The sequence below is a fragment of the Allobosea sp. 01N443 genome (assembly GCF_056399325.1).
The window spans coordinates 1-12,181 of the sequence record NZ_JBFTRC010000172.1; the positions used below are offsets into that span (position 1 = coordinate 1).

Genomic DNA, 12,181 nt, shown 5'->3' on the forward strand with positions numbered 1-12,181 from the left:
CGACCCGGCATGGGCGGTGCTCGGCACCGTCGAGAGGCATGGGCGGTGCTCGGCACCGTCGAGATCCTGCGCCAGGTCGCCCTGCTCCCGCCACCCGAGGATGCCCCGTGAAATGTGTTCGATCCGAGGCTCCCATGCCATCGGGCGGTAGAGCGCGATCCCAGTGAGCCGTCCTTCGCGGCGTTTCAGCAGCCCCGCTGAGGTCTGGCATTCATCATGGTTGGTTTATCCGGTTCTACTGAAATTAATTGCACATAAGCGTGGGAAAAAACCCCGTAGCCACCAGCTTGGGAGCCATGGCGCTACGGGGTCTTCTGCACCCGGCCAACCCTGGGGAGGCCAACGCCGGGGAGCCTTGGATCAGAGTCGACCTATCCGCTGCTGCGGCTCCTGCCGTCGAAGCGTGTCATGGCGCCGTCGCGCAATGTCGCATCGTGATCACGATGGGCAGCCTGGTCAAGCAAGGACAGGATCATGCCTTGCCCCTCCGGAAGAAACGTCTGGCTGCGTTGATCTCCGGTCCGTCTGTGGCGGCAACCACGAGGCGAAGGCTTTCCGTCGCCGAAAGGCTGGTGGGCGGCAGATGGGCGAGCGTCGCGGCCCTCACCTCATCCAGCGCCTGCGCCATCCTGGCGGCGCGGCCCTCGATGGCATCGTGAGCCTTGCGCATCGCTTCGAGGGCGGCCTCGGCCAACTCAGCGCGCTGCTCCAGGGAGGCGACCGCGTCCATCGCCATGACCTGGGTGTCACCGAGCATGTCCGCGAGGTCGTTGCTGTGCGCCTTCGCGGGCTCCACGGCATCGGGCCCGGCTGGCAGGTTAGGCAGCTCCACCGCTGGCGCGGTCATCCGAGCGAGGGCTTGGGCAGCCTCGGAGAGCAGGGCAAACGTGGCCCCATCGGAGCGTGAGGCAAGCTGGAGCAGTCGCTCCGGGAGATCTGCCTTGGTCACCATCAGAGCCCCACGTACAGTCTGAAAGCGCGGAACAGGCGGGCGCCAGCCCATAGCCAGCACAGGTACGATCAACTTCACTCAGACATCCATCAAATACGTATTTGCGTCGGCCATCAGCGGTAATGGCACGGTCAATGTGCTCGCCGGCACGATCACGCTCACCGGTCCCAACAGCCCTTACTAGCGCACAATGCCGATTAACCGGTTCTTAACTACGGCGGGCGCCATCCTAAGGTGTCCATCAGAGCCGGGGGCTTGGAAAGGACTTAGACCATGCGAGCGCTCGATGCTGACCAAGCCGTCGTTGATCAGTTCGTCGGTCTGCCAGTTGCCTTTGTCGAACGCCAACTGATCCTCGCCACGCTSCGGGAAACCGGCGGCAACCGCACCCAYGCCRCCTCKCTRCTCGGCATCKCCATCCGCACGYTGCGWAACAAAATTACGTTGTACGCAGCGGACGGCTACGATGTGCCGGAACCCGCACATCCAGGGGCACAATGAGCGCGCGATGCCCCTTGCCCCATCGCATGGCATCGCCGCAGCAAACCTCGTCTCCTCCGCAACCATGGCCGGCCTGCTGCGCTGCCTGGTGCAGAAGGGCGTTTTGCAGTCCGCCGACGTAAGGGAGATCTACGAAATCGCGCTTCTCGTTCTTGAACAGCAGCAGGGCGCTGTGCCGGGCGCAGCAGCCACCTTCAAGGCCGCCCGATCCGCAATTGAACGGAACCTGGCCTAACCGGCACCATATGCTGCATCAGATTGCCGGGAACCGGCCAATATATGGGTCAAGTAAATTAAAAGTCCTCGATACGAATATTTTGTGTTGTATCTCGCTTGCATCAATGAATAATCCCCTCGCGCGGCGGCAGAGGCCGATTGCAAGGCCAGAAAGAGATTGCGCCTCGCGCATTGAAAAGACCTCGGCGGGATTGCTCTCGTCGCGGCCAGGCAATAATGGCCGTTCAAATCTACCGATTGCGCCGATCTTCTTAAAATGGACTGGGAAGATCTGCATGCAACCCAACTTATCCTGATCCAGGCGCCATCGATCCTTCCCATGACCTGAAAGAGGCTCTGATCAAGGGCCACACGATCAGGTCAAACCGGATCCATACGTTAGGCGCCCATGCGATCCTCAGCTGGAGACCTCCATGATCCACGCGAAAACCTTGCCGCATCGCGGCAGCAGCATGCGGAGCAGCAGCTTCATCGTCGGCCGGAGCCGTGACGGCAGCTGGACCGTCCGCGAGATCGGTGGCTTTGTCGCGGCCACTTTCCCCAATCGCAGCGAGGCGATCCGCTTTGCCCGGTCCGAGAGCGGCGAGCGACAGGGCGCGGTCGTCCTGGCGCCCTTTACAGGCGTCCATGCCGCAGCGCTTGAAGCTCTTCTTCAAAGCAGCGGGCTTCGCAACCAGTCACAGTCTCATTGAGAGGAGACACGACCATGCATGACCTGCCGAAAAACCTGATGGAGCCGTGGGAGACATTTCTCACGGCGGTCGTGAAGGCAAACAGGCTCGCCCTCGACAATCTGCAAAAGCTGAGTGTTCTGCAGATGGATATGCTCCGGACGTGCATGGATCTAGGTTTTGCGCGCCTGAGGGCCGCTGCAGATATAAAAGACGCGCAGGACTTCCTGGATTTCCAGGCCGGCCAGATCGACGCCACGATAAGCCTGTCCGAGACGCTGGACGACGAGGGCAAGGCGCTGGCTGACCTCGGCGATGACATCATTGCCGAGTGCAGCAGGTTGACCGAAGATGTCGCTGGCGGGCCGCTCCAGCCCCCACGCAAGGCCGCTTGAGCGACGCCCGCGATCTCGCGGCGACGCCTCCCCCCGGAACCTATGGCGCYCGGCCGGCTGCGGCGGAACAAAAAAAGAAGTGGCACCCGACCTGGATAACAATGCCATCCAGGTCGGCGCGAGCCGGTCCAGTAATGCCAGCATGACGTCGCTTCCGGCGACCAGGTGCGGCGTCGGGACACAATGACCGGCACGCCGCTGGCGGAGCGCTGAACAACGCCCCACATCACCCAGACGACGTCTTGCCAGGGGCTATGGGTAAGATCATCGGACCATCGCCCCCCGCTTCCGGACAATCCCCCGAAGACCTAGGCCCGAAGAAGAATGTCCCGCACCTGCGTCGCGGCCCATTTGCCCTTACGAGCCGTCTGGACGCCTCTGGCATTGAGCATGTCCGCTATCGCCCGGAGCGAAGCGCCCGAGGCGCGAGCGTCGCGGATCATCGGCAGGATCGCAGCGGCAAAGCGATCAGCATTGGCCTTGCCCGTGGCCGCGCCCTTGGCCTGGGCCTCGGCCAGGTTCGTCCGGTTGCCGAGCGGCACACCCTTCGCCTTCGCGGCAGCCAGCGCCGACTTCGTGCGGGCGGAGATCATGGCGCGCTCTTTCTCGGCGAGCGCGGCATAGATGTGGAGCATGAACGGGTCGGCATCCGCGCCCAGCTCGGTGACGATGAATGGAATGCGCTGCGCCATGAGGCCGGCGACGAAGGCCACATCACGAGACAGGCGATCAAGCTTGGCGACGACGACCGCGCACTTGTGGCGGCGGGCCTCGGCCAGGGCGGCGCCAAGCTGCGGGCGACGATCGAGAGCATCGGAGCCCTTTCCTGTCTCGACCTCGACATGCTCGCCGACAATCTCGAAGCCTTCGACCTCGGCAAAGCGGGCAATGGCGGCGCGCTGCGCTTCAATGCCCAGGCCGGAGCGTCCCTGCTGTGCCGTGCTAACCCGCCGGGCCGCGCCCAGCAGCGACAGCAGGATCAGCACCCGCTCGGACGGCGCCTGGCCGGCATACAGCCCAGCCAATCCTGCGAAGGGCCCGCGCTCGACCCGCACCCGATCGCCAGGCAAGAAGCGCGGCGGTAGCTCGATCAGGCCGTCGACCTCGCGCCCGCGCAGCTCCCCGATGACGTCATCGGCGACCCGCGCAGGCCCGCTGCCTTTCATGATCAGCGACCTGATGCCCGGCGACCAGCGCGCTCCATGCCATTGCGCCGTGATCCCGACGAAGATGTAGCTCGGAAAAAGCAGTGGCGTCGCCTCGACGACCCGGCGGCGCAAGACACGGCGCTCGACGATGCGCGGCGCATAGACCTCGAAGCCGCTGCGCTTCAGTTCGGCGAGCGCCAGCGCCTCACGGCTGACCCGGGCCACGACCCACATTCAGCGGGTGCCGTAAGCGCGGCCGGCGTGCGGCATGAGGCTGGGCATGGGTTCCCCGAGGCAAGGGATGCCGGGCATGTGACCGCGAAGGCCGCCCCGCCGCAAGGCTGGTCTTCCCAGCAGTGGCAAAACCACGGGCCGATGATGTGCCCCACCTCGCCCCCGTCCATTTTCATGGACGGATCCCACGGCTCGCCGACGTCGAGCTTGTTGGCGCTGACCCAAGGGTCTTGGCTGAACTTTACGGCGCGACGCTCGCGAATGCGCGGCGCATGGATCAGCCGGTTCAGATTAGGTGACTTCGCCCCCGGGTAGTGAGCCCCCCCCAAGGGACGACGGGGACTGTGGCTGCGAACGCCGCCACGCCGCAAGCGGCATCGTCTCGGTAATGGATTGACGGTCAGGGGGGCATTACTACAGTTGTAGGTCGCTACCGTAGAGATAGGATCATTGGCGCAAGTAAGCGGCATCAAGAGCCGCATTGCATCGCGCGGAAACCACGCGCCTTGCCGTTGTAAGGCATGCGAGAATATTGCCCTGACCCGCCACGATTCCTTTACAACGCTGATTGGCATCCGCGCTGCAGCTCTTCAAAACATTAGCCGCGCGTGCCGCACATTTTGTTGCTAACTTGTCTTTTTCTTGGGAAAGGCAACTAAGGAGGTCTGTTTTGACCCACCCAGCCGCGTCTGTTTGTACCGGCACTCCTTTGCCACTGCACCGCTCTTGTAGTTCTTTGCCGCAAGCAAGATCCTCCGCCCGCGCCTTCTGTGCCTCAGCAACGTTGAAGTGGGCATCAGAGATAAACATTGCAGCAGAGAACGCGATAGCTGTGATGACACCACAACGGCGGAAAGCACCTCGCAGCATTCTCATTTTCCTTCTCCCGAATTTGCGAGCGTAGCACGTATCGGCGCACTGCGCATCTCGTCGCCCGCCGTCGAGCCACGCGCCCTTCATAAGATATAGGGCGCGTCCCGCTTGATCCGATCGGACACCGCTGCAACGCGCACTGTGCCCGCTCCAGCCGACCAGCCAGCTTACGATACAACTTGAGGCGGTCACTGCGGGTGAGGATGGGCGTCCATTTCCTAGCATTTCGGCCCTCGGAGCCCTAATCCCAAGCCTCACAAGACGCGCCGGCCAAACTCAAACGGCCGCCACGGGCCTCCTGAGGCTCGACGGGGCCCTCCAGGCCCAACCTTCGCTTTCAGGGGCCAGGGGGGGCATTCCTAAAACAAGGCTTCTCTCCGGGGCCGGGCGCGGCGGCGCTCGAAAAGGCACATAGTCGTTCAAAAATTTCCCAATGAAATCAATGACTTAGCTGGTGATCTGGGTAAGGGAGGCAGCCGGGATCCCTGGGGGGTCAGCCCCTTGGAATTGTTGCATAATTTGACTAGTCGCGCGGTCCTGCCGTGCAGGAATGTCGTCTTGCCCCGCCTCGATCGCACAACCGGGACGCGCTAAGGAAAGCGAGGGTTATCAAGGGGTTACGCGGGGTGAGGGGGAGGTGGCGGGCGGTCGGCCGGGGTTTAGGCGGGGTCGCCACGGGGTCGGGCAGGCGTCGAAGCTCGGCGGATCCCGCCTGTCCGCACCTATCCCCGCCGATTTGATGCGGACGGATCCCGGGGCGGCTTTACTGGAGGGTGTGCGCGGCCTCGACCGTGATCTTCGCGCCCCTGCCGCCGTCCGGGGTGATGAGGGTGTCGCCGAGGGCCGGCGTCAGGATGGCGCCCTGTAGTTCCTACGGGTCGATGATCCGTCTCGGCGCGAGGTCGCCTCGAGATGACGCCCGCGCTCATCTCCTCGACGGGGATGGGGTGTTTTAGGCCCGGGCACCGTCGCCCAGGTGCGGCAAGACCGCGGCCCGCGTGATAGGTCGGCGTGCCGAGGCGGTCGAGGCCTGGCCCGCAGTTGTCCCCGATGCGGGCCTCGGCGCAGGACGCTGCTACCTTGAGCGCGGCCCTGCCGCCCTTAGCCGCCTGGCGAGCCCCTGGGGACAGGAAGTAGGCGGCGGCGACGACCATGTCGCCTGCATTGTCGTGCTGGCGGCCTTGCTGATGTACTCGTGCATCTGCGGATTTGCAGGTTGGCGATCAAATCCTGGACCCTGGCCGGGACGCCACGCGGCGGCTCATAACGCGGCAGATCGAACTGCGGCACCTGGGGGGCATCGTGCAGGCGGGAGTAGCCGAAGAGTCGCTCTGTCGATGTCGGCGGCCTTGCCCATGGGTGCCTTGGCCTGGAGCGCGGCGCGTTCGGCAACCTTCTGCTCGACATCCTGGGCAAGACCCGCGCCGAGGGGTGGCAATTCGCCTCCGAGGCCACCACCAGGTCACAGGGCCTTTGCGCCCTTGGTGGCCCTGGCCGCGCCCTTGACGCCCTGTGATGCGCCTGAAGCGGCGCCCGGCTCAGCGGCGGAACTTGGCCTGCCATTCCTCCTCCGTCAGGCATCGACCCGGCTGCATGGCATCCTCGGTAATCCCAATCGCCGTCCAATACTCATCGCCTGGCGGGCGGTTGCTGACCACATACTGCACACGGTTCATGGCGCGCGTTGTCTCCAGTTTCGCAATGCGCTCCGACAGTCGCGTCATGTTGCTGGGCTTCGTCATGCCCGCCCTTCTTCCAGTGCCTCGAGCCTGCGGTGCAGATCGGTGACCTCGATGGCCCTGGCATGGGCATCCACCAGCCTGCCTAGTTCGGCTGCCTCGCACGGAGTAAGTTCCCCCGCTGCGACTGCCTCCAGGATGGCCTGCGTCGCGCTGGGTAGATCGGCCGCCGTCTCGATCCTGGGGAGGTCAAGGGTGACTGGCCGGTCGCGACGCACAGATGCGAGCCGATCCATGCAGAGCCGCAGAGCAGTCATGTCGCCGGCCAGTCCCAACTCGATCGCCTTGCGTGTGAGCGCCTCGGCCTCGCCCTCCAGCAAAGCTTCAATGGCAAGCGTCACCTTGTGTCGGGTGCCCTTTGCCTTGCCGGCCGGGTTGCCCGACTGGCCCGGCTTGAACTTGCTGCCGCCCTGTTTTCGTTCTGCATTTGCAGGCATCACGGCAAACCTCTAGCGACGATCCATGCGATGAAGCCGACGGCGGCGAGGGTCATCAGGAGAGCGCCCCTGCGGCCTCGGCTCAGGCGCTCCCGTTCCAGGACGCATCCAAGCGTCAATTTCACGATGGCAAATCTGCAATCAATCAAATCATAAAGCGCGCCGGATTATGCAATATTGCCATCGAAAATAACACCCGCGACCAACTTGGCCGAGGGCGCCCGGGCCCTCACAAAAGCCACGGCATCGAGCAGATACAGCGACAGGAAGGACTGGCAGTATCGGGACCATCAGGCCGACGGCTTCTTCCGATCAATTTCATCCAGGATGCCGGCGCATTTCCTACCGGAGAGGGCAAATGTACAAACACATTCTGATCGCCACCGACGACTCCGAACTTGCTCGCAAGGGTCTTGAACACGGCTTGGCGCTCGCCAAGCCGCTCGGGGCGAAAGTCACCGTTCTGACCGTTTCGGCGCCCCTGCGTCCGGAGATGGCACCTGCAGCCCGTCAGCAGATTGATGAGTTCATCAAGGAACGCATTACCTCCATAGAGCAACGCGCGTCCGAACACGGCGTCACGGTAGATCTGGAACACGAGATCGATGTTTCTCCGGCCGCGGCAATCGTCCGATTGGCCAAGCTCAAGGGCTGCGACCTCATCGTKATGTCCTCTCATGGCCGACGGGGCATACAGAAAGTCGTGCTCGGGAGCCAGACGTCTGAGGTGCTGGCAAGTACAACTATCCCTGCACTGGTGGTCCGGTAGTCGATCCTCCCAGCAGATCTCGCTCGTAAAACGAGCTGTCGCAGACGTTTTGCGATAGCTGGGGCGAGCCCACATGTCCCGACGAGCCGAGGGTGGGGTTAGCGCTTCCGCCCCCGCCCCTTGCCTCGCGCTGCTGCGATGACTGCCGGCTCCTCTGTCAGCGCTTCCCGACGTTCGGCCTTCTCATCCTTTGTCGCATTGGTGTCAGCGAGCACACGGTCCACAGCCTCGGCCGCCTCCGATCGAACATCATCCGCATTGGCCTTCTGCTGCTCAATTGAAACGGCGTCTTCGTTCGAGACGGAATAGCCGCGTCCAAGCTTTGCCAGCCTGACGCCTGCGCCTCCGCCGTTTTCCGGAATGAACTGAACGCCCGCCGTCGTCAGAGTCTCAGCAAGTGCTTTGTTGTTCATCGTGGCTAGCTTCGCGGTCTCATCCTTCGCCTCGAAAGCTCCGATGGTCGATTTAGAGACGCCGGACGCCTCCGCAAGATGGTCCTGCTGCCAGCCGACCAGAGCTCGAGCGGCTTTGAGGAGGCGAGGTGTCAAACGGATCATGAGCGCAACCTCATAGCTGTATTACAATTGCAACCTTTGTTGACAGGATACAGATAGACTGTATCCTGACTATAGGTCAGCAACTGAGATACAGCAAATGCCGCTCGCCTACAACATCGATCGCCGCATCGCCTTCGACAAGGCTGCCATCATGCGCCGCGCCCATCACGAAGGCCGCTTCGCCCTGCGCCTGTGCCGCACCATCACCGAGCGCCGCGCCCAGCTTTCCAACTGGCTCCGCAAGGCCTGGGCGGCCGCGAAGGCTGAGGCCTGCGAGCTTCGCCGTGCCGAGGAGCGCGCCGCCGCCATCGCAGCCTTCAAGGCTCAGCACGAGCGTGAAGCCGCTGCCCTCGCCGCCAGCTTCAGCGACGACGCCGCCGCGMTCCGCTGGGAGATCCAGCGCGAGCACTACCGGCAGCATTTCAACGGCGACTGCACCAGTGCCTCCTATCGCGGGCCTATGTCGCTTGCGGGCCTGACACTGAGTGCAGCGGACCCGCATGGCCTTCAACTCGCGCTGTTCAATTGGGGAAATTCGTGACCTTCACGACCTTGCCAGTGGCGTCATAGGTGGTCCATTCGCCAACCTGTTTTCCGCTCTTGAAGTGGCCTGAACGCAGTTTACTGCCATCCAGCCTGAACCACTCCCAGTACCCTTCAAGCTCACCGCTCATCATGTGGCCCTTGGCTTTGATACTTCCGTCCTTGTGGCGGTCGCCCCTTTCTTTCATGCCTCCTCCTACCTTTCCGTTGTCGAGATGGTGCTCATCGCGACTGCGGTGCATCTGATGCTGCGGCGTGATCGGACCAGCGACAGCCCCAGATCGAGGAACCATCTTTCCTTCGGCGGTGCGATCCCACGGCGTCAATCGTAGACGGCGTTCCGGAACGCGCACCTCTGCTCCGCGAGGCCGATCTCGCGAATTGTTAGGCCTTTAGCGTCGCGGGCCTGTCGCGGTCCCAGTCGTTCTGCCGCTGGAATCGCGAAACGTCGTCACCCCTTGGCTGTCCGTGCTCGCGCGCCCGGTCGTCCGGCCCATGGAATCGTAGAACGTGGTCGAGCCTCGGCTGTCGGTCACTGACCGGCCTGTGACGCGCCCGGAGCTGTCACGGAAGGTATGCTGCTGATGTTGCGCTGAGGCTGCGTTCGCCAGTACAGCGAGCGCCAGCGCGGCGATGATGGCGGTCGTCCTCATGTCCCCTCCGCAGATAAGACGCTGCTTCCCGGCATAACCGGGCCGCGAGCGTCGGCTGATAGCAAGCCGTCGAGCCTTCGTTCTTTCGAGTGGTCGAGCCGCGGAGCGGGCTAGCAGGCCGTAGTGTTCATGGGTAGTGGCTTCTTCAGTTTAAGACGCGGCTAGGTACCCCGTTCATCCCGCCGCGTTGTTGGTTTCCGCCATTCTGTTGACGAAACACACCCCTGTGCTTGCGATGCGCTTCAGTCTTTACAGTGGCTTAGCATCAAACAGAAGATGGCGAACGATCACGTTCGCAGGTAGACCGCTCAGCGAGAGGAACGAAAGCCGGAACCAGATGCTGACGCGGGATGAAATCTGGATCTTGCACCTGTTTCGGCCAGACAGGGGCCGCGTCGATTTGCGGCCGAGCAAGTCGCGCGAGGAACTGATCCGCAAGGGTCTGATCGARTGGACGCCCGCGCCAGCGTGGGCGGGCTGTAACACCTACGCGCTAACTGAGCGCGGGCGGGCGGTCATGGGCGTGCTGCCGAAGGCGCCGGATTGATCATTGCGAGGATACGAGGGAAGCAACCGAGTTGAAGGGCCCTATCGAACGTCAGCTCTGCGACCGAGACCGAAAGGCCAGTCTCGACCGATTTTGTTGAAGAAGTCGGTGTTGCTGCGAGCCTGAGGTTCTGATTCAGTCGTCCTTGGGCGGAGGGCGGCGCGATGATGGGCGAACGGACGGTTGCGCAGGAGGCACTGTTCTACGAGTTCAGCCTTGAGCGGCATGTCCCGGCCAACCACCTGCTGCGCTCGATCGACCGCTTCGTCGATCTGTCCGGCATCCGTGCGCATCTACGTCCCTTCTACAGCGACACCGGCCGGCCTTCGATCGATCCCGAGCTGATGATCCGGATGCTGATCGTCGGCTACTGCTTCGGCATCCGCTCCGAGCGCAGGCTTTGCGACGAAGTCCATCTGAACCTCGCCTATCGCTGGTTTCTTTAGGCGGGCATGTGTCAACTCCGTTTTTGTGTCGCGGTGGATCAGGAGCGCCCGGACGAGTTCAGGCTTCTTTGCATGCTCGACGCTGACTGCGTCGGCGGACAGGATGGGTTGAGAAGGATCGAACGGCCTAGCTCTGCCTCGCGATCGGACCGGCGAATGCCGTGCCATCGCAACCAGCGATGCGTGCTCGTCCGACCCTCGCACCCTCCCAGGCGCTCTTCTCCGCCGCGGCGACGGAACTATGAAGGTCGATCGCTACGTGGACCTCCCCACTACGCGGCGGCCGAACCGGGCGTCGCTGACCAACGGAACTCGGTGCCGTCGGTCCACATGCGGTGCATGACGACGGCAAGCCGGCGTGCGAGAGCAATCTTCGCGACCTTCACGCTGCCTCGCTTCGCCAGCCGCGTCGCCCACGACCTCAGGGCCGACCAGGGACCGTGATGGAAGAGGACGTGGGCTGCCTGGTACAACGCGGTGCGGACCATCTCGTCGCCGCAGCGGCTGATGCGACCGTCGAAGTCGGTTTGTCCGGAGCTATAACGTCTCGGCGTCAGGCCAAAATGTGCGCCGACGTCTCTTGATCGCGAGAACCGCTCGGGAGCGTCGACACCGGTGCGATAGGTCAGCGCCACGACCACCCCGACACCGGGTATCGTCATCAGCCGGCGGCAGACCGGATCGCGTCGTGCAAACTGCCGGCACATGCGGTCCAGTTCCTCGAAAGCCTCGATCATCGTTTGAYGGACGCGCAGCATTGGCTCGGTGATCGAGAGCAGGATTGGATGATCGGCGACGAGCTCCAGGACGCGCTCCTCGAAGGCTCTCCGCGTGACGATCCCGATGCGAAGCCCGAACACCTTCAGCGAGCCGCGGATTGCGTTCTCGATATCGTGCGATTTACTCAAAAGCTGCTGACGACTGACGAGCGCCATGCGCACTTGCTGTGCCTCGTCGCTTTTGATGTGGACCTGCCTGAACCATCCAAGGCGGAGAAGATGGGCGATCCCGCGCGCGTCGTTGCGGTCGGTCTTGTTCCTCATCGCACTCAGGCCGGCCTTCACATGGCGGCATTCGAGGCAGATCGCGGGATACCCGGCCTCGCGCAGCGCGCTGTGAAGCCATGATGATGTCGGGCCCGCTTCCAGGCCGACCCGTTTGAAGGGATGACCGAACCCCGCCAGCAGATCAGCGATGACCGCTGGCTCGGCGTCGATCTTCCGTTCGAGCAGGACATCGCCCGCGTCGTTGACGATGCAGACGTTCACGGTATCCAGGGACACATCCAGGCCAGCGAAATAGTCCATCACCGTCTCCATGGCAGGGCGTTGTGGGTCAAACCGCGCGACGCACTCTCGTCCTGGCGCGACCGCCCGCCTACTCCATCTCTGCCGGCTTGGCCTGGAGGGGGATGTGCCCGACCATTCCACCTTCTCGAAGAACCGGCACGGTCGCTTCCGCGACAGCGATCTGCTGCGC

At 63.2% G+C, this 12,181-nt stretch carries 16 protein-coding genes and 1 pseudogene; 8 read left to right on the top strand and 9 right to left on the bottom strand.

All coding sequences use genetic code 11. The annotated features are described in order from the left end of the window. Positions 1-472 precede the first annotated feature (472 nt). Positions 473-1,030: a hypothetical protein gene (locus tag AC1DRP_RS28705; protein WP_476770245.1), complete on the bottom strand. Its 558-nt coding sequence runs from the start codon at positions 1,028-1,030 to the stop codon at positions 473-475. 195 nt (positions 1,031-1,225) lie between these two features. Here AC1DRP_RS28705 and AC1DRP_RS28710 point away from each other — a divergent pair, with 195 nt between their 5' ends. Then, a complete protein-coding gene (locus AC1DRP_RS28710; RefSeq protein WP_476770246.1) occupies positions 1,226-1,453 on the top strand; it encodes a helix-turn-helix domain-containing protein in 228 nt (75 codons plus the stop codon). A gap of 7 nt (positions 1,454-1,460) precedes the next feature. Further along, positions 1,461-1,688 (top strand): hypothetical protein, encoded by a 228-nt coding sequence (locus AC1DRP_RS28715; RefSeq protein WP_476770247.1) that lies wholly within the window; start codon positions 1,461-1,463, stop codon positions 1,686-1,688. An 18-nt stretch (positions 1,689-1,706) separates the two neighbouring features. Here the strand turns inward: AC1DRP_RS28715 and AC1DRP_RS28720 are convergent, their stop codons facing one another. Then, positions 1,707-1,967, bottom strand: coding sequence for a hypothetical protein (locus AC1DRP_RS28720; RefSeq protein ID WP_476770248.1), 261 nt, complete (start codon positions 1,965-1,967; stop codon positions 1,707-1,709). Between the two features lie 136 nt (positions 1,968-2,103). Between AC1DRP_RS28720 and AC1DRP_RS28725 the strand changes: the two genes are divergently transcribed. Both AC1DRP_RS28725 and AC1DRP_RS28730 read left to right on the top strand, forming a co-directional pair. Further along, positions 2,104-2,382, top strand: a complete 279-nt coding sequence (locus tag AC1DRP_RS28725; RefSeq protein WP_476770249.1) for a hypothetical protein — start codon at positions 2,104-2,106, stop codon at positions 2,380-2,382. 14 nt (positions 2,383-2,396) lie between these two features. Beyond that, a complete protein-coding gene (locus AC1DRP_RS28730) occupies positions 2,397-2,756 on the top strand; it encodes a phasin family protein (protein WP_476770250.1) in 360 nt (119 codons plus the stop codon). A 308-nt stretch (positions 2,757-3,064) separates the two neighbouring features. On the opposite strand, the gene AC1DRP_RS28735 is transcribed toward AC1DRP_RS28730, so the two are convergent. The 4 genes from AC1DRP_RS28735 to AC1DRP_RS28750 form a co-directional block, all read right to left on the bottom strand. Further along, positions 3,065-4,138: a recombinase family protein gene (locus tag AC1DRP_RS28735; protein ID WP_476770251.1), complete on the bottom strand. Its 1,074-nt coding sequence runs from the start codon at positions 4,136-4,138 to the stop codon at positions 3,065-3,067. 447 nt (positions 4,139-4,585) lie between these two features. Further along, positions 4,586-5,014, bottom strand: a complete 429-nt coding sequence (locus AC1DRP_RS28740) for a hypothetical protein (protein WP_476770252.1) — start codon at positions 5,012-5,014, stop codon at positions 4,586-4,588. A 1,535-nt stretch (positions 5,015-6,549) separates the two neighbouring features. Next, positions 6,550-6,753, bottom strand: a complete 204-nt coding sequence (locus tag AC1DRP_RS28745; RefSeq protein WP_476770253.1) for a hypothetical protein — start codon at positions 6,751-6,753, stop codon at positions 6,550-6,552. Continuing rightward, positions 6,750-7,187 (bottom strand): DUF5681 domain-containing protein, encoded by a 438-nt coding sequence (locus tag AC1DRP_RS28750; protein WP_476770254.1) that lies wholly within the window; start codon positions 7,185-7,187, stop codon positions 6,750-6,752. Before AC1DRP_RS28750 ends, AC1DRP_RS28745 begins: the two co-directional genes overlap by 4 nt. A 358-nt stretch (positions 7,188-7,545) precedes the next feature. Here AC1DRP_RS28750 and AC1DRP_RS28755 point away from each other — a divergent pair, with 358 nt between their 5' ends. Continuing rightward, a complete protein-coding gene (locus AC1DRP_RS28755) occupies positions 7,546-7,956 on the top strand; it encodes a universal stress protein (protein ID WP_476770255.1) in 411 nt (136 codons plus the stop codon). A 98-nt stretch (positions 7,957-8,054) separates the two neighbouring features. Here AC1DRP_RS28755 and AC1DRP_RS28760 read toward each other — a convergent pair whose 3' ends face one another. Next, positions 8,055-8,513 carry a helix-turn-helix domain-containing protein gene (locus AC1DRP_RS28760; RefSeq protein ID WP_476770256.1) on the bottom strand — a complete coding sequence of 153 codons (459 nt, stop codon included), beginning with the start codon at positions 8,511-8,513 and terminating at the stop codon, positions 8,055-8,057. Positions 8,514-8,610: 97 nt separating this feature from the next. Between AC1DRP_RS28760 and AC1DRP_RS28765 the strand changes: the two genes are divergently transcribed. Continuing rightward, positions 8,611-9,054, top strand: coding sequence for a hypothetical protein (locus tag AC1DRP_RS28765; protein ID WP_476770257.1), 444 nt, complete (start codon positions 8,611-8,613; stop codon positions 9,052-9,054). Here AC1DRP_RS28765 and AC1DRP_RS28770 read toward each other — a convergent pair. After that, on the bottom strand, positions 9,035-9,409 hold the full coding sequence (locus tag AC1DRP_RS28770) for a toxin-antitoxin system YwqK family antitoxin (protein ID WP_476770258.1): 375 nt from the start codon (positions 9,407-9,409) through the stop codon (positions 9,035-9,037). The genes AC1DRP_RS28765 and AC1DRP_RS28770 overlap by 20 nt on opposite strands. A 637-nt stretch (positions 9,410-10,046) precedes the next feature. Between AC1DRP_RS28770 and AC1DRP_RS28775 the strand changes: the two genes are divergently transcribed. Both AC1DRP_RS28775 and AC1DRP_RS28780 read left to right on the top strand, forming a co-directional pair. Continuing rightward, positions 10,047-10,256 (top strand): hypothetical protein, encoded by a 210-nt coding sequence (locus AC1DRP_RS28775; protein WP_476770259.1) that lies wholly within the window; start codon positions 10,047-10,049, stop codon positions 10,254-10,256. Between the two features lie 164 nt (positions 10,257-10,420). Further along, a pseudogene (locus AC1DRP_RS28780) lies at positions 10,421-10,696 on the top strand (transposase); the annotation flags it as partial. A gap of 278 nt (positions 10,697-10,974) precedes the next feature. On the opposite strand, the gene AC1DRP_RS28785 reads toward AC1DRP_RS28780, so the two are convergent. Beyond that, positions 10,975-12,009 (bottom strand): IS110 family RNA-guided transposase, encoded by a 1,035-nt coding sequence (locus AC1DRP_RS28785; protein WP_476770260.1) that lies wholly within the window; start codon positions 12,007-12,009, stop codon positions 10,975-10,977. Positions 12,010-12,181: the final 172 nt, after the last annotated feature.

Excerpts from the sequence above, each read along its gene's own strand:
- AC1DRP_RS28715 (WP_476770247.1), top strand. The coding sequence starts at position 1,461 with ATGCCCCTTGCCCCATCGCATGGCATCGCCGCAGCAAACCTCGTCTCC.
- AC1DRP_RS28720 (WP_476770248.1), bottom strand. The coding sequence starts at position 1,967 with ATGCAGATCTTCCCAGTCCATTTTAAGAAGATCGGCGCAATCGGTAGA.
- AC1DRP_RS28725 (WP_476770249.1), top strand. The coding sequence starts at position 2,104 with ATGATCCACGCGAAAACCTTGCCGCATCGCGGCAGCAGCATGCGGAGC.
- AC1DRP_RS28730 (WP_476770250.1), top strand. The coding sequence starts at position 2,397 with ATGCATGACCTGCCGAAAAACCTGATGGAGCCGTGGGAGACATTTCTC.
- AC1DRP_RS28735 (WP_476770251.1), bottom strand. The coding sequence starts at position 4,138 with ATGTGGGTCGTGGCCCGGGTCAGCCGTGAGGCGCTGGCGCTCGCCGAA.
- AC1DRP_RS28740 (WP_476770252.1), bottom strand. The coding sequence starts at position 5,014 with ATGAGAATGCTGCGAGGTGCTTTCCGCCGTTGTGGTGTCATCACAGCT.
- AC1DRP_RS28745 (WP_476770253.1), bottom strand. The coding sequence starts at position 6,753 with ATGACGAAGCCCAGCAACATGACGCGACTGTCGGAGCGCATTGCGAAA.
- AC1DRP_RS28750 (WP_476770254.1), bottom strand. The coding sequence starts at position 7,187 with ATGCCTGCAAATGCAGAACGAAAACAGGGCGGCAGCAAGTTCAAGCCG.
- AC1DRP_RS28760 (WP_476770256.1), bottom strand. The coding sequence starts at position 8,513 with ATGATCCGTTTGACACCTCGCCTCCTCAAAGCCGCTCGAGCTCTGGTC.